The following is a 22,051-nucleotide window of genomic DNA, read 5'->3' as shown; positions in this document are numbered from 1 at the left end:
CATTAAGATAAAGACAGTTTCTTCGCCAAAAGGATAACCGCTTCAGTGACAGCTTCCAGGTTATCGGCATAAGCATGTCGCAGCATGGAGGCGCTTACTGCTGCTACCGCATTTCCGGAAGCATCAAGAACAGGTGCAGCCACACAGCAGATCCCTTGAATAATCTCTTCCTGGTCTATGGAATACCCACTGCTGCGGATTTCAGCCAATTCTCCCGTAAATTCATCCCAGTCTGTCAGGGTCTGTGGAGTTACCTGAGATATGCTCTTGTCGGGGTACCGCTTGTCTAACTCATCCGGAGGGAGCAGCGCAAGCATCATCTTCCCCATCGCTGTCGCGTGAGCGGGGAACCTCATCCCCGGGCTTGACTCCAGCTTCACCAGTGATGGCCCTTCCTGCTTGGCCAGATAGATAATTTCACTCCGGTCGAGTACCGACAGCTGAAAGGTTTCGCCAACGGCCTTAACGCTCTCTGAGGAAGCCTTCAGAAAATGCTCCACCAGGTTGTAGTTCTGCTTATGCGACTTATTAAATACTGTATTGAGATACGCGATCCCTTCCCCGAGCGCATAGGCTTCCTTCTCATCCCTCTTCACCCACTTCAAAACTTCCATCGTCCGCAGCAAGGAAAACATCGAGCTTTTATTGATGCCCGTTGCATCGCACAGATCAGTCATTTTACATTCCCCCGGCTTCAGGGAAATCGCATTCAGAATCAAATCGGCCCGCTCCAAAGCAGGAACCCAATATTTACGCTCCAACCCTTTAATCCCCTTTCTATAAAACAACATTTGATTAACTCCATCAGGTTCAATATAATAACCTTGTGTTTATAGTATCAAACTTGGAGGCGGAATAAAATGAATATTATTCATGGAAATGCAGGCATTATCCCCCCTGTTCCCACCATATTGAATGAACAACAGAAATTTGACCGTACTGGCATGCAGCTTTTGATCGACAGCCTGATAGACAAAGGTGTTCATGGCTTGTTCTTCCTGGGAACCGCCGGGGAATTCAACCAATTTGATGCGGGGGAACGGGAGGAAATTGCGGAGTTTTGCATTGATTATACGGCTGGCCGCCTCCCGGTCTGGATTGGAACAGGCAGCAATACGACCTCCGAAGCCATCCGCCTTACCCGGCATGCTGAACGCAGCGGAGCTATCGGTGTCGTCGTCATCAATCCCTACTACTGTAAGCTAAGCGATGAAAGTCTGTTTACGCATTATGCCTCCATTGCCGAAGCTTCCGGGCTGCCGCTGATGCTGTATAACTTCCCGGCTCTTACCGGCCAGGATTTGAGTCCTGCCTTTGTCAGCCGCCTTGCAGCCCGATACTCGCAGGTGGTCGGTATCAAGGAAACGGTGGACCAGCTAAGCCATATCCGGCAGATGATTCTGCAGGTTAAGGAAGTGAACCCGGCATTTGCTGTGTTCTGCGGCTTTGATGAATATTTGCTGCCCACCCTTGCGGCAGGCGGAGCCGGGGCAATTGCAGCCAGCGCCAATTTCGCTCCGCACCTTATGCTGGGCTTATATCAGAGTTTTCAGAATAATGAATTGTCAGAGGTGCTTGAATACCACCGGAGGGTCATTCAGATTCCACCGCTGTACGCGCTGGACAATCCCTTTATCCCCTCAATCAAACAAGCAGTGCGTCTCTCGGGTGTTCCGGTTCCTGTCTTCAGCCATTCCCCGGCAACCCCATGGAACGATGAGAAAGAGCTGCAATTACGAGATATATTCGACAAAGCAGGAATATCCTTGACGGAATAATATACCGCTTACCCTTCACCCGGCAGCTTCTTCCTGAAGATCAGATCAGACTAAAAGGCGCCAGTCTCCAGGGAAACTGAGGCGCCTTTTAGTCATGGTCATCATCAACATAAGTCAGATCATATAAAGCCGTGTACTTGAGACCACCGCCTAGTCACTATTGCTTCGACCCTCCCTGTACTCTGTAGGACTGCAGCCCGTGTATTCCTTGAACACTTTGGAGAAATAGTGCTGATCCCCGAAGGATAATACCTCCGATAATTCCTTCACCTTCAACTCCGGTTTAGCTGCAATCAGCCGGCAAGCCTCATCGATTTTTAGCTGCATATAGTAATGCACAAAGGTGTCCTGCGTATGTTTTTTTATAATTCTGCTGATATACGATGGACTCACATGAAATTTACGCGAGACATCCGAAATGGACAGCTGGGCGTAGATATTCTGCTGCACATATTCATCCAGCTGCCGGAACAGTTCTTCACCGCTCTTCTTGTTCTGGTGGTGCAGCCATTCAAAGTTCTGCTCAGCCCATGAGAGCGCAGTCTCTTCGAAAATCTCATAGCTCTCACTCGCCAGCAGCCGCTGCACGCCCTCCTCCACCTTCAGCCGTTCCCCGGTATGCGGAGCTGATTCCATGTTAAGAAATGCCTCTGCCAGGGTCCAGATGAACCTTTCCAGCTCGGTAATCCGGATATTGGTATTATGGAAATTCAGCAACTGCTGTTTGAGCAGCAGCGTAAATCGTTCCCTTTGACGCTGCTGAATCATATCCGCAAAATGTTTCATCAGCTTCTCCATCTCACTGCCGGCCAGCACGCCCTTTGACAGGGAATGGCCCGTTTCCATTCGCCGGCACGATACAGACAACTCCTCATTCATCAGCTTATTCAGCTTCTCATAACCCGCAGCAAGTGTCCTGATTCCTGCCCGCTGTGCCTCTGCTGCGATGGAGACCTGAATACCTTGATCATGCAGTGCAGCGGAGATTCTCTCCATGCAGTCGTTAACGGATAGACCGGTGTCCGTAACCGGACTATTCACGATTACAAGAAACTGTTCAGGCGCCAATGCGGGAAAGACCCAGCTGGCATGTGGCGCGCAAGCCTCGACACAGCAAGACTGAATCACATGATTCGTCCAGCGGTCCGGTCCCGGTTCTGGTGTAAAGGGCTGTTTGCGAAGGATCAGCATGATCTTATCCCCTTCATAAAAGTCCGTTCCAAGCTCCAGAGACAACAAGAACTCTAGGTCCACCATTCCCTTTAAAATATTTATTTCGCTTCCGCGTGTCTCCTGCAGATGCTCAACCAGCCGCTGCATGACTTCAATGAGCTGAAGGCGCTCAACAGGTTTGAGCAAATAGTCGAACACTTGAAGGTTCAACGCTTTTCGCGTATATTCGAAATCGCTGTATCCGCTGATCAGCACAGCCTTCAGATTTGGATTCACAAGCTTGCTGCTCTCGATCAGCGCAAGTCCATCCAGCTTCGGCATTCGGATGTCTGTCAGCAGGATATCGACGGGGTGTGCCTGTATATATTCCAGTGCCTCGATCCCATTCGAGACTGTCGCCACAATTCTCACGGGCAGTTCCGTCGACTGCAAAAGAGCTTGGATATTCCGTAGAATCGGCTTGCTGTCTTCTGCAATTATTGCAGTGTACATAGCTGTCCCTCCTGGTTAGTAAAAGTCTTTGCTCAGGGATGCAATAATCTGGATCGTAGCTCCATTGCCCTCCTCCGAATGGTGATAGATGTTAAAGAATAGCCTGTTCTTATACATCAGCTTCAACCGGTTCACCGTGTTAACAATCCCCATATTCCCGATCCCCGATGTATTATTCTGAAGCTCGTACGCTCCCAAGTCTGAGCCATGAATATTGTCCAGAATTTCTTTAATTCTGCCCGGCTCGAAGCCATCCCCGTTATCCCGGATTTCTACGGCCCACAGTCCGTTGTATACCTTAACTTTCACCCGTATTTTCCAGGGCGGATCGGTGTTTTTGAAAGCATGTTCAATGCAGTTCTCTACAAATGGCTGGATGACAAGCCGGGGCAGCTCGATCAGATCAAACATCTCATCCGCATCAATCTCCCACTCCAGATCATCCTCGAAATTGTGCTGAATCAGAGACAAATAATGCTGGGTATGCCGCAGTTCCTCGGACAACGTCACATGCTGATAAGGGGAAGACACAATATAACGCAGGCTGTCCGACAAATGCTTGCACATCTCCGATACCACGGTGTTCTTGCCTTCCTGTGCAGCAATGCTGATCAGATACAGGACGTTGTGGATGAAATGGGGGGCAATCTGCGCCTGCAGCGCCGAATTCCGTGCTTTTACCTCTTCATGCAGCGCGAGCTTTTCCCGGTCAATCGACTCCTGAAGCCGTTCCAGCAGTTCCTGAAAAGCTTCATTCAACTGTATCAGCTCATTGTTGTTGGAATGTGTATCCGGCCTTACCTTCATATTGCTGTAGTTGATCCGCAGAATCTGGCTCCGCAGCTTGCGGATGGGAAGCAGCAGATTTTTGGTGGAGAAGTAGATAAAAGCGAATGAGAACAGAATCAGTGCAGTAATCAGCAGTATGGATATATATTTGACTGAATTGACAGGTCCAAGCACCACATTCTTCGACGTAACAATGTATGTCGTCCAACCGGTTTGAGCCGATCGATCATAGGCCACATAGTTCTGGTTGTTCCCCAGATAGATGCCATTCTCCGCTTTAGCGGCTGCAAATCCAGGAACCTTCTGCCCTTCCTGAAGTACTGGCGAACTGGAGATCAGCTGATGCTCCGGATCGAGAATATACACCTTACTGCCCGCGATGCCGGCTGCTGACCTTCTCAGATATTTCTGATCCAGCTGGATCGCCAGGTAGCCGAACACCTGACCATTCTGATTCATAATCGCCCGCACAAAGGATATTCGGTTCGAGGGCTGGCGATACAAAGCGTAACCGCTTGCGTTCCACGTCCCAATCTTTTCGTTGTCCTTCAGGAACGGAGCAAGCGATGTCGGGTTACTGGTATATCCGATATAAGATACGACCTCCTCTCCCTTAAGGTCATAGATAATCATGTCTTCAATGTTCAGGCTGGGACCAATCGCTTGAAACATGATATCCTTGAGCCTGCGGCTCCTGGTCAGCCCTTCCAGGGTTATTCCCGTGTAATCGCCGCCGGAGAGCAGCATGAAGACATCTTTATTCGACAGAATCCGCTGGGACAGCTGATTCTGGTTATTGATATAGAGGCTAAGCTGATCGCTGACCTTGGCGGCTGCCATCTTCATTTCATTCTCCGTTTTCTCCTTCAGCGGCTGGATGACCAGGTAGTTGACATAGACCAGAAAGCAGCCAAGCACAATCAGCAGGAGAAACATGAATGTCAGAAAGAACTTCGTCTGCAGACTGGCCTGGTAATTGCCGCCGCCTAGTTTCTTGCCTAAAATCGTCAAGTTCAATCCTCCCTGATCCTTTTGATGTTCCTACTGTACATCCAAACCCCTGAATGAACAAGCGGTCAGGAGTTCAGAATATTACACAGAAAGAGTCAAGCACAAACATGTACCTCAGACAAGCAGCACTCTATAATCAGAAATGTAAACGGATTCAACAAAATAAAAAACACAACATCTATGGGGGCGATAACATGAGTGACAAAATGAAAAAAATCGCAACAGGTATATTGGCCGGTGTAATGACATTATCGCTGGCTGCATGCGGGTCCGGCAATTCAGGCTCCAAAAATGCATCAGACTCCAATACTGCTTCAGCCACTGACAGTGGAAAAAGCAGCAGCAAAGTTACTATTGAGCTGGCCATCTCCAAAAGCTCACAGGATTCGGCATTTGTCGCACAGGATTTGCTCGATGAGTTCGAACAGAAAACCAACATTAAAGTGAACCTTCAACTGCTACCTGCCGAACAGACGGCTACCGTCCTCCAGACCAAGCTGGCCGTGGATGAGGTCCCGGATCTTATCCAGTACAACCTGGCAAGTGCCACAACGGATCTTAACCTTGAGCGCAACTTTGAAATTCTCGACAATGAGCCTTGGGTAGGAAGATTGCTGAACAAGGATGTACTCTCCGCGAATGATCATGTCTACAGCTTCCATGTCAGCCAGGATACAGGAATGCAGGGAGTTGTATATAACAAGGATATGTTTAAAGACCTGGGACTTGCCATTCCGAACAATTTCGAGGAATTCCTCGCAGTATGCGAGAAGATCAAAGCAAGCGGAGTTACACCGGTCTTCATGCCGTTCAAGGATAACTGGGCCGCGAATATTTGGCCGGCTGCCGCATTTGCCGACTGGGCCGCGAAGAACGAACCGTCTCTTTTCGACGACATCAATGCCGGCCGTAAAAAATGGTCTGATGTTCCCGAGTTTGCCACCTTCCTTCAACAGCAATATGACGTCTACAAGAAAGGCTACACCAACACCGACATTCTCAGTGACAGCTATGATATGGCCGTAGGCAAGTTCCTGAATAAAGAAACCGCCATGATGTTCATGGGCGACTGGCTGATTGTAAATGTGGCCGAAAAAGATCCGAATATGCATCTGGGATTGTTCGCTATTCCTTCTTCCGAAGGTGCAAGCCTTGGCGCAAGCCCGCTAGGCGGCCAGTTATTCATTCCGAAGAAAGCTAAGCATATGGAAGAAGCCAAGAAATTCCTGGATTTCATCGCTACCAAAGAAGTGGCGCAGAAGATTGTTGATGCTCAGGGTTATGTATCCAACTTCAGTGATGTGACTACACCGAAACTTCCGGAATACAAGCAGGAAATTGTCGATCAATATATCACTCCTAAGAAAACTGTGCTCACCACTGATGCTTACATGATCGTAGACCGCAGCGAGCTGTACCGGCTGCTTCAAGACGAGTTCGCCGGCGGCCTGGACCCTCAGGGTGTTCTCAAAGCCTGGGATGAAAAATTCAGCCAGCTGATGAAGGACAAAGGTGTCGAGGGATTCTAAATAACGGTACAACAGGCAGAATAAAGTCCGTCCGGGCTTTATTCTGCCCTGGCTGTAAAGGAGTGTGAAGAGATGAAAATATCAAAAAAACTATACTCGTATTACCTTATCTGGCCTGCCTTATTAATCTATTCCATTTTTTTCGTGTTTCCCGCACTCACCGGCCTCTACTATTCCTTCACCGATTGGCGGCTGGACCGGGACACCATCAAATTTGTCGGGTGGGACAACTTTGAACGTATTTTTACCGATAAAACCCTGCTCCTCGCGATTAAGAATACCTTTATCTTTGCAGTAGTCACTGTGCTCGGCAAGAACCTGCTCGGGATTGCCCTTGCTGTGGGCCTAAATATGAAGCTGAAATCCAAAAACCTTCTGCGGGCTATCTTTTACTCCCCGTCAATCTTAAGTGTTCTGGTCATTAGTATTGTATTTACACCGATGCTGCGTTCCGATGGTACGATCAACCGCATATTCGATGCTGTGGGCCTGCATTCCTTAAGCCAGGCTTGGCTGACTAATCCATCGATCGTTATCTGGACCGTTGCGGCCGTCTCCATCTGGCAGCATACCGGTTTCCAAATGGCCATCTACTTGGCCGGACTCCAGTCCATTTCCAAAGAATACTATGAAGCTGCCACGATTGATGGAGCCGGTTCATGGAGAAGCTTCCGCAGCATCACCATTCCCCTCCTGCTCCCTGCAATCAATATCAACTTGATGCTTACCCTCATCGGCGGGCTAAAGGTATTCTCAGAGGTATTCGTGCTCACCGGCGGGGGTCCGGGCAATGCTTCCCAGGTAGTGGGTACCATCATCCTGCGCTCGTTCGGGGAAGGCAGCTGGGGCCTCGGTACGGCAGTCAACACGCTGCTATTTGCCGCTGTAACCATCATCGCCATTCCACTGCTAATCTTCATGCGGCGTAAGGAGGTATCAGAATAATGAGTTTTACACGTAAAATGGCTTGGCGCAATTATCTGGTCGAAGGGTTCCTGATCCTTGCTTCTCTGCTGATTATCCTTCCCCTGCTGATCATGATATTCGGAAGCTTTATGACGAGCTCAGAGGTGCTGAAGTTCTCCCTGCGTCTCCCGGACCAATGGATGTTCTCCAACTATACCAAGGTCTTCCGCGAAGGCGGACTGGGGCGCGCTTTTCTAAATGGACTGCTGATTACCGGCGTATCCTCGATCCTGAATATCTTCACCTCTTCGGCGGCTTCATTTATTCTGGTACGCAGGGAGACCAAATGGTCCGGCTTTCTGTATATGTTCTTTTTCATGGGGCTGATCGCTCCAATGTCCACCATTACAACGATCCGTGTCGTGCAGTGGATGGGTTTTTACGGCAGTATTACCAGTGTAATCTTCATCTATGCCTCTCTCAACACCGCGTTCAGCGTGTTTCTCTACAGCGGGTTTATCCGCTCCATACCCAAAGCGCTGGATGAGGTGGCTTTCCTGGAGGGTGCCAATACGTTTGATGTCTTTTTCAAAATCGTGACTCCCCTGATCGTTCCGGTCAATGCAACCGTAGCGATTATGGTCTTCATGTCCGTCTGGAATGACATTACGATCCCGCTCTATTTTCTGACCGACAGCTCGGACTGGACGATGCCGCTCTCGGTGTACAACTTCTACGGCAAGTACAGCCGGGATTGGAACCTGATCTTCGCGGATCTGGTGCTGACCTCGCTGCCGGTGCTCATCCTCTACCTGTTCTGTCAAAAATACATTGTGAGCGGACTTACCGCGGGTGCGGTTAAGGGCTAGAGCCAGGCTTGAACTAGTAAAACCTTATGAACTGCAATATCTCACGCAACAGGTTAGCACGTTGATGTAACGGAGATTCCACACGTAGCTTTCAATAGTCCCACCTATCAAAAAACAGAGGCAGGCCGTTCACATGGCCTGCCTCTGTTTTTGCAATTATGAGGGCTAATAGGGAACGCCCTTATGCACACCCGTGATCAAGCTTACGTTGTCGCCCGCTTGACGAGACTGAACTGCAGCTTCTGCTGCGCCGCCTCCAATTGGTTCAGCTTTCCCTGGAGCAGATGGAAGGCGTTCTGTGCCTGGGCGGCAATGGGATTGTCAATGGAGGTGATCCCCAGCGTATGCGCCAGCTCCGTGTTGTCAAAGCCGATGATTGCCAAGTCCTCCGGGACCCTTATCTTCTGCCTGCGGGCTTCGTTCATAAGCCCGGCTGCCACCAAATCGTTGGCGCACAGCACAGCATCCGGCCGTTCTCCCCCGCCCAGCAGCAATTCCTGGGCCAGCCGTTCTCCATCTCGAATCGAATAAATGCCGGTAAGAGTCCACTCGGGGCGCATGGCGAGATGATATTTCTTCATGATCTCCTCATACGCTGACAACCGGCTGAGCGTATTCATACTGTTCGGCCTGCCAAGTGCGTTGGCAACACGGGTGTACCCTTGTTCAATAACATGCTCCACACCCAGCTTGTACCCGTCATATTGGTTCATAGCGACCGAGTGGATCTCCGTGAGCTCCATCCGCTGCCAGGAGACAATCGGGCCGTATTTGCAATAGGAACCTAACAGGGAATGATCATTAACACAGGTAATAATGACCAGTGCATCCACTCTTTTTCTCCGCAGATCTTCAAAGGCTTTCAGCTCTTTCTTCGCATCCCCGCCCGAGGTATAAATAATAGTCTGATAACCGTTCTGGCTGGCCGTCTCTACAAAGCTGTTCAGAAAAGGCAGCATCACCTCGTTGATACCCTCCGCACACATGCCGATCTGCAGGGTACGCCCTTTGGAGAGGGAGACGGCATTGCCATTCGGAACATAATCCAGCTTTTTCATAATGGCCAGAATGGTGTCCCTGGTCTCCGCACTGACGTGAGGGGAATCGTTCAGAACCCTGGAGACCGTTGCTTTGGAGAAGCCCGCCAGCTTCGCAATTTGATCCAGATTGGACATGCTCTATCTCCTTACACCCATAATCTATCTAACTTAACACTTGACATGTAACGCGTTACAACGTTTAGCATTTACCCTGAAGGAAACAATATTAGCTTACCATAAATCATTCAATAACCTATAAGAGGCGGGATTACTAATGACTGTACAATTTCCAGACGGATTTCTATGGGGCGGCTCCGTAGCCGCGAACCAGTGTGAAGGCGCATATCAGGAAGACGGCAAAGGCTGGTCCACCCAGGATGTAGCTCCGCAAGGCATCAAAGGCCCTGTTACCGGGGTTCCTACCGAAGACAATCTGAAGCTCACCGGCATTGATTTCTACCACCGGTATAAGGATGACATCCGGCTTTTTGCCGAAATGGGCTTCAAGGTGTTCCGCACCTCCATTGCCTGGTCACGGATCTTTCCGAATGGGGATGAGACCGAGCCGAATGAAAAAGGTCTGCAGTTCTATGACGACCTGTTCGACGAGCTTCACAAATACGGCATCGAACCACTGGTCACCCTCTCCCATTATGAAACACCGCTGCACCTGTCCAAGCAATATGACGGCTGGGTCAACCGCAAGCTGGTTGGCTTCTATGAGCGTTATGCCAGAACAGTCTTCACCCGTTATAAGGATAAAGTGAAATATTGGCTGACCTTTAACGAGATCAACTCGATTCTGGAAGAGCCGTTCATGAGCGGGGGAATCTACACTCCGAAGAAGGAACTCAGCAAGCAGGATCTCTACCAGGCTATTCATCACGAATTCGTTGCCAGCGCCCTGGCGGTAAAGATTGGCCACGAGATTAATCCCGGAGCCAAGATCGGCTGTATGGTGCTGAGTATGCCCACCTACCCTCTCACACCGAATCCGGATGATGTGATTGCAGTCATGGAAGCCGAGCACAAGAATTATTTCTTTGCCGATGTGCATGCGAGAGGCATCTATCCGGGCTATATGAAACGTTTCTTCAGAGAGAACGGCATCGAAATTCATATGGAGCCGGGAGATGCAGATATCCTTAAGCACACGGTAGATTTTATCTCCTTCAGCTATTATGTGAGCCTCTGTGAAACAGCGGATCGCAGCAAACGTGCGGAATCGGAAGGCAATCTGTTCAGCGGTGTGGCCAATCCTTATCTGAAGGCCAGCGAATGGGGCTGGCAGATTGATCCGCAGGGTCTGCGTTATGTCCTGAATATGTTCCATGACCGGTACCAGAAGCCGCTGTTTATTGTAGAAAATGGGCTGGGCGCAGTGGACAAGCTGATTACGGGTGAAGATGGCCTGCCGACGGTCGAGGATGATTACCGGATTGAATATTTGAACGATCACCTGGTTCAGGTAGCCGAAGCCATTCAAGATGGTGTTGAAGTCATGGGCTATACTTCTTGGGGCTGCATTGATCTGGTCAGTGCCTCTACTGCGCAGATGAGCAAGCGGTACGGATTCATATATGTGGACCGTCACGATGACGGTTCAGGCACCCTGGCGCGATACCGCAAGAAATCCTTCCACTGGTATAAGGAGGTCATCGCCACGAACGGTCAAAGCCTGCTTCGCAGTTAACCAGATATCCGGCAGAATGGATACCGCTCGCTGGTCCGTGGACAGCAAAAAAACCGACAGAAACAGGACAACGGTGAACGTTCACCGTTGTCCTGTTTCTGTCGTCTTTTGAATAGAAAATATGTTGATTATGCAGAGCATACACTACCAGGGCAGCGTATTCCCTGCATAATCAACAAATACCAGACTGTGATCCTGATAATCCGGCTGCAGACGTTTCTCTATTAATTGAAGAATGTGCTCTGCTGATTGATCTGGTGTCAGACTGCCTGACGTATCCAGCTTACCTTGCATATAGGTCTGAACATGGCCCGGATGAATCACCATTACCTTTCCACCCTGCTCCGAGATCTGATTATGAATCAGCTGTGACTGCATATTGAGGGCTGTCTTAGACATACAGTAGGCATACCAGCTGGTACGCCAGCAGTTCCCGATACTTCCTGCTTCTGATGAGATATTGACAATCAGTCTGTGTTCGCTCCGAAGAAGCAATCCCATCAGACCATTAGACATCCGGAGTGAACCCAGTGCATTCACCCGGAATACAAGCTCCATCTCTTCAAAGTTCAGCTCATCCTGAATCGTTGCCTGCATATCGCCCAGAATTGCAGCATTATTAATCAGCATATCCAGCCGGTCTGTAATAGCCGCCACCCCCTGCAGCGCCAGCTTCACACTAGTATCATCGCTGATATCAAGCGGCAGCACATGCAGGCTGTCTGCATAAGTATTTACCAGCTGTTCCAGCGCAGGATTCTGCTGCAGATACTGTCCTGCAATTACATGATAACCCTGTTCCAGCAACCCTTTGGCCAGACTGAATCCTACTCCCCGATCCGCACCGGTTACCATCGCCCAATGATTATTCATCCTAAAACACCTCCTGCGGCTGATTATACAATGGCCCGCGCGGAATACATATGACCCGATATCTGTTGTTTATGTAATAATATCGCCAATTCGTGTACAATCCCGCCTCCTAAAAAACATAACTGAGGACAATAAATGCACAAATGATTACATATATTGGTGTTGTATTTCACGATATAATCTCTTGTAAGCGTTATCAATATAAGGAATGGAGGTGTTCTTTTCGTGTATGCCCATATCATCACTATGATGAACAATCTGCGGCTAAGGACCAAGCTCCTCTTGTCCTTTGGCTGTGTCACGCTCATTCCGGTATTGATTGTGGGAGTGTTCCTGACGAGTGAGCTGCGGAATATGGCAATGGATAATGCGCTGAAACAGATTACGGCCAATGTGGACCGGGTGAAGAAACGGACCGGCGAAATGCTTAATGTTCCACTCGATATCGCTTACCGTCTGTCCAATGACAGCCGTCTGGAGGAGGCCGCCAACCACCGCTACGTGTCGGTATATGATGTGGTGCAAGCCTACTGGAATTACCCCGACTTCCGTGAATTTGTCCGGCTGTACAGGGAAATCTCCAGTATCCGCCTGTACATCGACAATCCGACCGTTCTGGACAATTGGGAGTTTCTGCAGGCGGATGAGCAGGTCACACAGGAGCCGTGGTACCAGACAGCATTGACCCAGAAGGGGATGGTCTGCTGGAACTATATTCTCGACAACCGCGATGGCCAATATTATCTCAGCCTGATCCGCAAGGTCGATTTTTTTAAACAGCGGACTGCCGGGGTACTGGTCGTCAACGTAAATGCGGAGAAACTGAATGACATTCTGGACCAGGAGAGCTTTGAAACCCTCATTGTCGATGAGAATGACCATATTGTGGCCTCCAACCGTGCGGGCACCCTCGGCAAAACTCTGAACGATATAGACTTTAAGGCTGTATCGTCTGCCGGACAAGGACCCTATGATGTATCGATTGAAGGCAAGCCTTTCAAAATGCTGATTGATGACTGGCAGCCGGGAGGAAGCTTGAACAGCCTGCGCATCATCTCGATCTTCTCCGTAGAAAGTATCGTGGAGGAGCCCAACCGGATTATTTCGCTCGCTTCTTCGGTCATTATCTCCGCATTAATTATGGCTATTCTGCTGATTTACTACTTCTCGCGGCTGCTTACCGGACGGATGCTGCATCTAAGCAAGCATATTTCCAAGGTGGGTTCCGGGAATTTGGGAGCTACGCTCGTAATTGACGGTAAAGATGAAATCGGCCAGCTGGCCAGACAGTTCAATCATATGGTACGGAACATTAATGATCTGATGAGTGAAGTTCAAGAATCCAACCGGCAGCGAAATGCTACCCTGCTGAAGCAAAATGAGATCAAATTCAAAATGATGGCCAGCCAGATCAACCCCCACTTTCTTTTCAATGCCCTGGAATCTATCCGGATGAAAGCCCATGTCAGGGGACAGGCCGATATATCACAAGTCGTTCGGCTGCTTGGGAAAATGATGCGCAAGAACCTGGAGGTAGGCAACGGGATGATCAGCCTGCAGAGCGAACTGGAGACCGTTAATTGTTATCTGGTCATCCAGAAATTCCGCTATGATGACAGGCTCAATTATGAGCTACACGTAGATCCCGAGGCTAATCTCATTCAGATTCCCCCGCTTATTATTCAGCCGCTCGTGGAGAACTGCGTAGTCCACGGGCTGGAAGATCAGATCGACGGAGGCATGGTCCGCTTGGACATCCGCATTGAAGACGAGCAGCTCAAAGTCCAGGTCTCCGACAATGGAACAGGCATTTCCAAACAGCGGATGCAAGAAATCCGGGAGATGCTGGAGGACAAGGATGACTATGAAACCAATAATATCGGGATGCGCAATATTCATTTGCGGCTCAAGCTGACCTACGGCCAGGAATATGGGCTGAGTCTGGCAAGCCAGAACGGTTTTGGCACGCAGATCAGCTTTGTGATCCCCCTTAGGAGTGATACTTATGTATAGTGTGCTGATTGTGGATGATGAACAAGCCATTCGTGAGGGGCTTGCGGCACTGCTGGACTGGGAGAGCCTGGGCTATCAGGTCGTTGATACCGCAGCGAATGCTATTGAAGCGAAACATAAATATGAGCTGTACTCCCCGGATCTGATGATTGTCGATATCCGCATGCCCGGCAGAGACGGCCTGGAGCTTATTCAGGAGCTGCGGGAAAATGATCCGGAGATGCATATCATTATCCTCAGCGGGTATGCAGATTTCAGTTATGCCAAGCGTGCAATGACCTTCGGGATCGACAATTACTTGCTGAAGCCGGTGGATGAAGATGAATTACATCACTATTTGTCCACGCTGTCCGCAGAGCTTGCCGCACGGACCGTGCACCGGAAGAAGCATGCTGCTGTCAAAGTATGGAGCAGGGAAATGCTGATCCAGTCCCTGCTGATGGAGAATAACCTGCAGACATCGTCCTCCCTGGATGCAGCCGTGCTTGAATCCGGAATACACTGGGATTCCTATCAGGTGGTCCTGATCCGGCTGCTGCTTCAGGACAATGCAGATAATGGTCCCTCAACGGCAGTGAAGGCGAGACTTACAGCCAGCTTTGAAGAACAGGAATGGGGTATTGTTTTCGCTATGGACTCTTATTTGGGCGTCCTGCTCCAGCCTTCTTTCCAGAAGGAGCTCGTGCGTAAATTAATGGTCCAGAATATACAAGAAGCGGTAACGTGCCAAGGGCTGGACTGTATCATTGCCGCAGGTGATATGGTGGACACTCTGCAAGAGGTTCCCCGCTCCCACCAATCGGCACTGGCCCGGATGAAGGAGCATTTTTTCTACGATGAGCCGGGGATGATCGGACCGGGTTCCCTCAAGCTGAAGCAAGGGTTGCCGTTCACTGCGGAAGAATCGGAATCTGGTCTTGTCTCTGTGGTGGAACGGCTGTTTTTTGCCATGGATATCGGGAGCATTGAGGTACTATCCCCACTGATCCGGGAAGCCGGAGATCTGATGATTGCCGCCTGTTATTCGGAGATGGCGATGAAATCACGTTATGTGAGACTGGTCACCTATCTGATCAACAAGCTCTCGCTGCATTACAAGGAGCTGGAACAGCTGCAGAGCGGAATGGATGAGCAGATCGAGCAAATCTACCGACACACCTCCCTCCCCAGACTGCAGACGCATGTCATTCATCTTCTGGAGCAATATGCAGCCGGTATAGCCCATGACGATATGGATGTTTTAATGAAACGGATGCTGGACCTCATCCACCGCCATTATCAGGATAATCTGAAGCTGGATACGCTCGCCGAGGTGTTCACTTACAGCAGCGCCTACCTGGGCAAGCTGTTCAAGAACAGCACTGGCCTCCCGTTCAACAGCTATCTGGACAAAGTCCGCATCGAAAAAGCCAAGGATCTGCTGGATCAAGGCTGTAAAATCCATCAGGCCGCAAGCGAAGTCGGCTTCAGTGATGTGGATTATTTCCGGGAAAAGTTCAAGAAGATCGAAGGTATTTCTCCTTCCGACTATCGCAGAAAAAGCACAATTTGACCGCCAGTTAATTTCAGAAAGCGCTTACGAAAAAGGCGGATTCCTCCCTGTTTTTTAACTCAAATGTTCGGGTGTTTCCCGGATTCTTCATAGATTATGATAATGCCATATCGAAGGAGGGACATAAATGAAAGCGATTACCGCTAAAGTAGAGCCGGTGCCAAAGAAGCCTGCCTCACGTTTTTGGCCAAAGTTCCTGCAGCAGAAATATCTCTATATGATGTCTGTTCCGTTTGTACTGTGGGCATTTGTCTTCAACTATCTGCCTTTGTGGGGATGGACGATGGCCTTTCAGAAATACAAGCCGGGCAAATCCTTTTTCGAGCAGAAATGGGTCGGGCTGAAATACTTCAAGGAGCTATTCCAGGATGAGCAGTTCTTCAATGCACTCCGCAACACACTGGCGATGAGCATTATGGGCCTGCTGGCCGGATTCATTATTCCCATTATTTTCGCCGTTCTCCTGAACGAGGTGCGGCTGATGTTCCTGAAACGTTTTGTACAGACGGTCTCCTACCTGCCCCACTTCGTGTCCTGGGTGGTTGCTGCGGGGATTATTACCAAGATGCTCTCTACCGACAACGGTGCGGTGAACGACCTGCTGATGAGTCTGCATCTGATTAGCGAACCCATCCAATTCATGGCCAAAGGCAATCTGTTCTGGGGCATCGTCACCGCTTCGGATGTCTGGAAAGAAACTGGCTGGAACACGATTATCTATCTCGCAGCCATTTCTGGTATCGGTCCAGAGCTGTATGAAGCCGCAAGAGTGGATGGTGCAAGCCGGCTCCAGCAGGTGCGGAACATAACACTGCCGGGGATCCGGACGACAATTGTGATCCTGCTGATCATTTCCATCGGCCACTTAATCAGTATCGGATTCGAGAAACAGTTCCTGCTGGGCAACAATCTGGTGCGTGATTATTCCCAGACACTGGACCTGTACGCACTGAACTACGGGCTTGGGATGGGACGCTTCTCCTTCGGTACAGCCATCAACATCTTCAACTCTGTGGTGAGTGTGATTCTGCTGTTTGTAGCGAACGGTATTTTCAAAAAAATAACTAAGGAAAGCATCATTTAGGAGGCCCTTTATGCTGAATAACAGACTGGCCGCCGCATCCTGGTCAGACCGTATCTTCGATTTGGTAGTCTATGTGGCGATTACTGTGGTGACCATCGCTACGTTATATCCTTTTCTGAATGTATTGGCGATCTCTTTTAACGATTCTACGGACAGTATCAAGGGCGGGATTACGGTCTTTCCCCGCGTGTTTACGTTCAAGAACTATGAGACGATCTTCGCCTATTCCGGGCTGATGACCGGACTGAAGATTTCTGTTCTGCGTACGGTCATCGGGACGATCCTCGGGCTGATCAGCGCCTCCATGCTGGCCTTCACCCTGAGCCGGGTGGACTTTCAGGGACGCAAGTTCGTCTCCACCTTTCTGGCGCTGACGATGTACGTCTCAGGCGGACTGATCCCCTTCTACATTTTGATCAAAAACCTGCATATGATGGGGACCTTCGGCGTATATGTCCTCCCCAGTCTTGTCAGCGCGTTCAACGTATTCGTGATCCGATCCTTCATCGACGGACTGCCTTATGCCCTGCAGGAATCCGCCAAGCTGGATGGTGCCAATGACTTCACGATTTACTGGCGGGTAATCCTCCCGCTGACCAAGCCGGCGCTGGCGACCATCGCCCTGTTCCTGGCCGTCGGCCAGTGGAATGCATGGTTCGACACCTATCTCTATAACGGTTCCAAGGAGGGGCTGACCACCCTGCAGTTCGAGCTCATGAAGGTCATCCAGAGTACGACAACCAACGCCGATAACTTCCGCGGCCGCAATATGGTCGAGGTCATGGCGCAGATTTCCCCCGAATCGGTCAAAATGGCGATCACGATCGTGGTCACGGTGCCTATTCTGGTGGTCTATCCGTTCCTGCAGCGCTACTTCGTCAAGGGCATGACACTGGGTTCGGTAAAAAGCTAGGCCGCTTGCGGTATCATCAGGCTTTGCCTGTGTATACAATACATTTTTCACGAGAAAAAGGGAGGGTTTCTATTCATGACAAGAAAGACAGCGAAACCGTACGTGCTGCTAATGGTCTTGACCTTGCTCCTCAGTGTGCTGGCCGGATGCAGCGGTTCGAACAATACCAAGAATACGGCAGATAATGCCGAGGCTACTAAGGCTGCTAATGGAGGCACTGCCACTGCTACTGCAGAGGCTACGGCCGAAGCCGAAGATCTAAGTCCGTTGACACTCTCCTTCTTCGCAGAAGACCCGAATCCGAACTGGAATAATATGAAGGATGAGGTCAGCACCGTCATCACGGAAAAAACAGGCGTTACGCTCGATGCGGAATTTGCCGTAGGCGATCCGCAGCAAAAAATCGCCCTGATCGCAGCCGGCGGCGAATATCCTGACATCATCTCCGCCAAAGGCGATATCGGTAAGCTGGTCGATGCCGGAGCGGTAATTGATCTGACCGAACTCATCGACAAATATGCACCCAACATCAAGCGTGTGCTCGGCGATAACCTGGCCCGGGCAAAGTATACCAATGAAGACCAGTCCATCTATTCCATCCCGACCTGGGCTGCGGTAGATGAGAAGAAATTCGTGGCTGGCGGAGGGTTCGAGCTGCAGCACCGCGTTGTGAAGGAAGCCGGGTATCCGGAGATCAAGACGGTTACGGATTACGAAAATGTGATCAAAGCCTATTTAGATAAGCATCCCACCGATGAGAACGGCAACAAAAACATCGGAGTCTCCCTGAACGCGGATGACTGGCATATGTACATTTCTGTAACCAACCCTGCCGTGTCTACCACAGGCGGCTCGGATGACGGGGAATATTATGTAGACCAAGAAACACATGAAGCTATCTACCACTTCCGCCGTCCTGAAGAGAAGGAATACTTCCGCTGGCTGAACCACATGAATGACATCGGCCTGCTCGACAAGGAGAGCTTTGTGCAGAAGTATGACCAATATAAAGCCAAAGTTGCAACAGGACGTGTGCTCGGCCTGATTGACCAGGACTGGGACTACAATGATGCTCAGCAGGCCCTCAAGACAGCAGGCAAATTCGAGCAGACCTACGGTCACTATCCGGTGACGCTGAAAGAAGAATATAAGGAAACCAGCTTCTGGCCTACCGGCTTCATGGGCGGTTACGGGATCTCCATTTCCAGCACGAATCCCGATCCGGTCCGCACCATCAAGTTCCTGGACTACCTGGCATCCGATGAAGGACAAATTCTGAATAACTGGGGTATCGAAGGCAAGCATTATAAGATCGAGAACGGCAAACGTGTGGTTCCTGCAGAAGTTCAGGACCGGATCAACAACGACAATACAGCATTCACCAAGGAGTCAGGCATCGGCTTCTACTGGAATATGATGGTTCACTACGGCGACGGCGCTAAGGATTCGACTGGCAACTACTATACCAAGAACTTCCCTGAACAACTGGTGCTTGGCTACAGTGACGTTGAGAAAGAAACTTTGGCTGCCTACAAAGCTACCACTTGGAAGGATCTCTTCCCGAAAGAAGAAGAATTCAAGGAAAAAGCATACGGAGCCGCTTGGAACATCGCCATTCCCGGGGAAGATGAAGTCTCCATTCTGGGCAACAAAATGAGAGACATTACATGGAAACGCATCCCTCAAGCCATCCTGGCTAAGCCAGCAGACTTCGACAAAATCTGGGATGCCTACATGGCAGATCTCGACAAAGCCGGCGTAGCAAAAATGGAAAAGGGCTACACCAAATATGTGCAGGACCGTGTCGCCTTATGGAGTAGTAAATAAGAGCAACCTGAATTATGCAGCAACAATAAGAGCCATGCGGATAATCCGTACGGCTCTTGTTGTTGTTGTCCAAAGAAAATAAAGTATTAGACTGCCGCCGGCTTTGTTGAACTAACGTTCCTCGTTAGTGTAATGATCTAGGCGTTACTTGTGATGCGCTTCACCGCGCTATCTGTAACGGCACGTTTATAGTCATCCTTTGTAGAAAAACTCATTCTTTATGCAACCTAATATGTGCACATGAACAGAAAGCTTTGCCTAGTCGTCATATCTCCCGTCATGATGGGTATAAAGAAAATCCAATATGTTTGCATTAAGCGTTTTATGGAAATGTTCGCGATCAAAGCCTGGGGGATCTTGAGCAGGGAGAAACGTCGGGCTCTTCATCGATTCCGGGAAGGGGCACAAAAAGGAGAAATGTCCGGCGTTTTCAACTGTTCTGTATTGTATTTTCTTCGGATCAGCAACGCCATCCACTATTATTTGTGCGTGAAAAAGGGGAGTAAATAGATCCTTCTCTGCATCCAACATCAAGATGGGAAGGTTAACCGCACGCAAGGCCCCTTCAGCTTGGAACCAGACCGACGCCGGCGCAAGTAGAACTAGGGACTTGATTCTGTGATCCTCTGTAACCTCTATGAACTGCGGCTTTCCGTCCGAAGTTTCATGAGGAAGCGAAGTTGGTACGCCACCCGCCGCTGCCAATGCCGTGTAAGCGCCCAAGGAATGCCCGATGATCGAGACGGCATTCGGCATTAATTTCTCCTTAAACATCTTATTTTCGAAAAACCAGTCGGTGGCCATCCTAAGGTGCCTAGGTCTGTTTACAAGATTCTGTACCGTCCCTTCCAAGCTATTGTCGTTTCGATTGTTGTATGGATGCTCCGGCATGCCGACGATAAAACCGTTGCGAGCTAAATGCCGAGCCAGCGTCCGGTATACAAGCGGTGAACCGCCGGTACCGTGAGAGATGATAACCAGTGGAAACATCCCTTCCGAAGGCTCTGCTTCTCTGGCCAATTCCAACAGGTAGGGTCCCAATCGCTCTACTTGTTCGGGATTGCCTACCGGATACATCACCGTCATGGGAAACGTAATGCCTAAGGAGATATCGTCTATTATTACTTTTCGGAATCCTGCATACCCATTCTTAAACTCTGCGTTTCCTATCATTCACCATACTTCCTTTCCTCGAACTTCGCTCAAGTCACGATATCGGGCCAATGGGTATATAAATATCAAACTCGGAATCATCATTCATAGGACCCGTATATCTATGATCGTATCGTACAAATTCCGGATCATTCGTGCGTATTCTTCCCGATTTCGGTAACCATGTGTTATAGATGTAATAGAACGTATCTGGTATTCTATCCAGCGACCCCCGGTGCGTGAATACAGCGTATGTTGTTGCTGGGAGGACTATATAGACCATCCCTTCAGGGATCTGCCCCTCTTCGCAAACCTCGACGCAAGCGATGTAAGAGACTTCCCACTGAACTCCTGTAAGCATAAATAACGAGTAAAAGGTAGATTCGGGATTTCTTCTTCTATCGATTTCCGCTACTCGTTGCCTGAAACCGCTCCACAGCTTTCCGATTTCTCGGGAGCCCATCCCCCTTATTTCCATTCCAACCAAATTGAGTTTTTCCTTGTTGATAATCAAGGGATCGAGGGTTACTCCGTAGAGCAAATGCCGCATCCCGGATTCATCCAATGCTTTCTTCTCCATTGTCCGAAACAACGTGTCTTTCATGTTTGTTTGCTTGCGGAACCGTCCCGGCGAGATGGAGAACATTTTTTGAAAGGCACGGGTAAAGGCTTCCTGAGATTCAAACTGATATTTTATCGCGATCTCTACGATTCTAAGATCGGAATGAAATAATTCATACGCGGCAAGAGTCAATCTCCGCCTCCTGATATAATCTGAGACGGTGTTTCGTGTAACGGATTGAAAGATTCGGTGGAAATGATAGGGGGAATATCCTACCCATTCTGCAATTTCTTCGGCTGTGGTCTTTTCTATCAGATGGTCTTCAATATAGGATATTGCTTTGGTTACCAATGCAATGTAATTCATTAAACGCCTCCATGGATATACCACAACTGTACATCATTTCATAATTTTATTTTTGATATATTTTGCGGAATTGGGGCACTCCTTCTCCAATTCATTCATTACACATTGTATTTTTGTTTCTTCCAGATACCAGTTGTAGAACATTCCATGAGAATCGTGAATTTTCAAAGGTGTTTGTTGCTTTATCTTCCTTGAGAATTGCTGAATCTGGAATACCTAGCATTAAGCCTACATTTCATAGGAAGTCCCATTCAGTTTTTTCTACATGTGACGTATCACCACCCGATGGAAGAATATAGGGCGCTAACTTGATGAAACAAGTCGGCGGCTCTCTCCATTAATTGTGGGTGGCTTCCGCCAGGAATTAAGATTACGTCTGCTGTGGAAATTTCCGTATCATAAAACATAAAGTTGGTTATGCAATCAAAA

The 22,051-nt window shown here is 49.3% G+C and carries 17 protein-coding genes; 10 read left to right on the top strand and 7 right to left on the bottom strand.

The window, feature by feature from the left end; translation table 11 throughout:
* Window positions 1–2 precede the first annotated feature (2 nt).
* Window positions 3–761, bottom strand: coding sequence for an IclR family transcriptional regulator (locus AC0MA3_RS04895; protein WP_474655363.1), 759 nt, complete (start codon window positions 759–761; stop codon window positions 3–5).
* A gap of 99 nt (window positions 762–860) precedes the next feature.
* Here AC0MA3_RS04895 and AC0MA3_RS04890 point away from each other — a divergent pair, with 99 nt between their 5' ends.
* Complete coding sequence (locus AC0MA3_RS04890) at window positions 861–1,778, top strand: dihydrodipicolinate synthase family protein (protein ID WP_474655362.1); 918 nt, start codon at window positions 861–863, stop codon at window positions 1,776–1,778.
* A 150-nt stretch (window positions 1,779–1,928) separates the two neighbouring features.
* Here AC0MA3_RS04890 and AC0MA3_RS04885 read toward each other — a convergent pair whose 3' ends face one another.
* Window positions 1,929–3,443, bottom strand: coding sequence for a response regulator (locus AC0MA3_RS04885; RefSeq protein ID WP_474655361.1), 1,515 nt, complete (start codon window positions 3,441–3,443; stop codon window positions 1,929–1,931).
* 15 nt (window positions 3,444–3,458) lie between these two features.
* Entirely contained in the window at window positions 3,459–5,243 is a 1,785-nt protein-coding gene (locus AC0MA3_RS04880) for a sensor histidine kinase (protein WP_474655360.1), read from the bottom strand.
* A gap of 194 nt (window positions 5,244–5,437) precedes the next feature.
* Between AC0MA3_RS04880 and AC0MA3_RS04875 the strand changes: the two genes are divergently transcribed.
* The 3 genes from AC0MA3_RS04875 to AC0MA3_RS04865 all read left to right on the top strand — a co-directional run bounded on the left by AC0MA3_RS04875 (window position 5,438) and on the right by AC0MA3_RS04865 (window position 8,547).
* Window positions 5,438–6,772, top strand: a complete 1,335-nt coding sequence (locus AC0MA3_RS04875; RefSeq protein ID WP_474655359.1) for an ABC transporter substrate-binding protein — start codon at window positions 5,438–5,440, stop codon at window positions 6,770–6,772.
* A gap of 72 nt (window positions 6,773–6,844) precedes the next feature.
* Complete coding sequence (locus AC0MA3_RS04870; RefSeq protein WP_379161490.1) at window positions 6,845–7,717, top strand: carbohydrate ABC transporter permease; 873 nt, start codon at window positions 6,845–6,847, stop codon at window positions 7,715–7,717.
* A complete protein-coding gene (locus AC0MA3_RS04865; protein ID WP_379161488.1) occupies window positions 7,717–8,547 on the top strand; it encodes a carbohydrate ABC transporter permease in 831 nt (276 codons plus the stop codon). Before AC0MA3_RS04870 ends, AC0MA3_RS04865 begins: the two co-directional genes overlap by 1 nt.
* A 203-nt stretch (window positions 8,548–8,750) precedes the next feature.
* Here AC0MA3_RS04865 and AC0MA3_RS04860 read toward each other — a convergent pair whose 3' ends face one another.
* Window positions 8,751–9,722: a LacI family DNA-binding transcriptional regulator gene (locus tag AC0MA3_RS04860; RefSeq protein WP_474655358.1), complete on the bottom strand. Its 972-nt coding sequence runs from the start codon at window positions 9,720–9,722 to the stop codon at window positions 8,751–8,753.
* 139 nt (window positions 9,723–9,861) lie between these two features.
* Here AC0MA3_RS04860 and AC0MA3_RS04855 point away from each other — a divergent pair, with 139 nt between their 5' ends.
* Window positions 9,862–11,280: a glycoside hydrolase family 1 protein gene (locus AC0MA3_RS04855; RefSeq protein ID WP_474655357.1), complete on the top strand. Its 1,419-nt coding sequence runs from the start codon at window positions 9,862–9,864 to the stop codon at window positions 11,278–11,280.
* 144 nt (window positions 11,281–11,424) lie between these two features.
* On the opposite strand, the gene AC0MA3_RS04850 is transcribed toward AC0MA3_RS04855, so the two are convergent.
* Window positions 11,425–12,153 (bottom strand): SDR family NAD(P)-dependent oxidoreductase, encoded by a 729-nt coding sequence (locus tag AC0MA3_RS04850; protein ID WP_474655356.1) that lies wholly within the window; start codon window positions 12,151–12,153, stop codon window positions 11,425–11,427.
* Between the two features lie 225 nt (window positions 12,154–12,378).
* Between AC0MA3_RS04850 and AC0MA3_RS04845 the strand changes: the two genes are divergently transcribed.
* From AC0MA3_RS04845 to AC0MA3_RS04825, 5 genes are all read left to right on the top strand, one after another.
* Window positions 12,379–14,166: a sensor histidine kinase gene (locus tag AC0MA3_RS04845; protein ID WP_474655355.1), complete on the top strand. Its 1,788-nt coding sequence runs from the start codon at window positions 12,379–12,381 to the stop codon at window positions 14,164–14,166.
* The gene (locus AC0MA3_RS04840; RefSeq protein WP_474655354.1) at window positions 14,159–15,718 is read left to right on the top strand and encodes a response regulator; all 1,560 of its coding nucleotides are present in this window, start codon (window positions 14,159–14,161) and stop codon (window positions 15,716–15,718) included. The genes AC0MA3_RS04845 and AC0MA3_RS04840 overlap by 8 nt, the downstream gene beginning before the upstream one ends.
* A 127-nt stretch (window positions 15,719–15,845) precedes the next feature.
* Complete coding sequence (locus AC0MA3_RS04835; protein WP_379161476.1) at window positions 15,846–16,802, top strand: ABC transporter permease; 957 nt, start codon at window positions 15,846–15,848, stop codon at window positions 16,800–16,802.
* 10 nt (window positions 16,803–16,812) lie between these two features.
* The gene (locus tag AC0MA3_RS04830) at window positions 16,813–17,715 is read left to right on the top strand and encodes a carbohydrate ABC transporter permease (protein ID WP_379161474.1); all 903 of its coding nucleotides are present in this window, start codon (window positions 16,813–16,815) and stop codon (window positions 17,713–17,715) included.
* A 75-nt stretch (window positions 17,716–17,790) separates the two neighbouring features.
* Entirely contained in the window at window positions 17,791–19,542 is a 1,752-nt protein-coding gene (locus AC0MA3_RS04825; protein WP_474655353.1) for an ABC transporter substrate-binding protein, read from the top strand.
* Window positions 19,543–19,800: 258 nt separating this feature from the next.
* Here the strand turns inward: AC0MA3_RS04825 and AC0MA3_RS04820 are convergent, their stop codons facing one another.
* Both AC0MA3_RS04820 and AC0MA3_RS04815 read right to left on the bottom strand, forming a co-directional pair.
* A complete protein-coding gene (locus AC0MA3_RS04820; RefSeq protein WP_474655352.1) occupies window positions 19,801–20,715 on the bottom strand; it encodes an alpha/beta hydrolase family protein in 915 nt (304 codons plus the stop codon).
* 34 nt (window positions 20,716–20,749) lie between these two features.
* Window positions 20,750–21,622 carry an AraC family transcriptional regulator gene (locus tag AC0MA3_RS04815; protein WP_474655351.1) on the bottom strand — a complete coding sequence of 291 codons (873 nt, stop codon included), beginning with the start codon at window positions 21,620–21,622 and terminating at the stop codon, window positions 20,750–20,752.
* Window positions 21,623–22,051 lie beyond the last annotated feature (429 nt).

This window comes from Paenibacillus sp. LS-5 (assembly GCF_056121505.1).
This window is presented reverse-complemented; position numbering and strand designations above follow the sequence as displayed.

Bases quoted from the DNA above. Each gene is read 5' to 3' on its own strand.
- AC0MA3_RS04890 (WP_474655362.1), top strand. From the start codon at position 861: ATGAATATTATTCATGGAAATGCAGGCATTATCCCCCCTGTTCCCACC.
- AC0MA3_RS04885 (WP_474655361.1), bottom strand. From the start codon at position 3,443: ATGTACACTGCAATAATTGCAGAAGACAGCAAGCCGATTCTACGGAAT.
- AC0MA3_RS04875 (WP_474655359.1), top strand. From the start codon at position 5,438: ATGAGTGACAAAATGAAAAAAATCGCAACAGGTATATTGGCCGGTGTA.
- AC0MA3_RS04870 (WP_379161490.1), top strand. From the start codon at position 6,845: ATGAAAATATCAAAAAAACTATACTCGTATTACCTTATCTGGCCTGCC.
- AC0MA3_RS04865 (WP_379161488.1), top strand. From the start codon at position 7,717: ATGAGTTTTACACGTAAAATGGCTTGGCGCAATTATCTGGTCGAAGGG.
- AC0MA3_RS04860 (WP_474655358.1), bottom strand. From the start codon at position 9,722: ATGTCCAATCTGGATCAAATTGCGAAGCTGGCGGGCTTCTCCAAAGCA.
- AC0MA3_RS04855 (WP_474655357.1), top strand. From the start codon at position 9,862: ATGACTGTACAATTTCCAGACGGATTTCTATGGGGCGGCTCCGTAGCC.
- AC0MA3_RS04850 (WP_474655356.1), bottom strand. From the start codon at position 12,153: ATGAATAATCATTGGGCGATGGTAACCGGTGCGGATCGGGGAGTAGGA.
- AC0MA3_RS04840 (WP_474655354.1), top strand. From the start codon at position 14,159: ATGTATAGTGTGCTGATTGTGGATGATGAACAAGCCATTCGTGAGGGG.
- AC0MA3_RS04835 (WP_379161476.1), top strand. From the start codon at position 15,846: ATGAAAGCGATTACCGCTAAAGTAGAGCCGGTGCCAAAGAAGCCTGCC.
- AC0MA3_RS04830 (WP_379161474.1), top strand. From the start codon at position 16,813: ATGCTGAATAACAGACTGGCCGCCGCATCCTGGTCAGACCGTATCTTC.
- AC0MA3_RS04825 (WP_474655353.1), top strand. From the start codon at position 17,791: ATGACAAGAAAGACAGCGAAACCGTACGTGCTGCTAATGGTCTTGACC.
- AC0MA3_RS04820 (WP_474655352.1), bottom strand. From the start codon at position 20,715: ATGATAGGAAACGCAGAGTTTAAGAATGGGTATGCAGGATTCCGAAAA.
- AC0MA3_RS04815 (WP_474655351.1), bottom strand. From the start codon at position 21,622: ATGAATTACATTGCATTGGTAACCAAAGCAATATCCTATATTGAAGAC.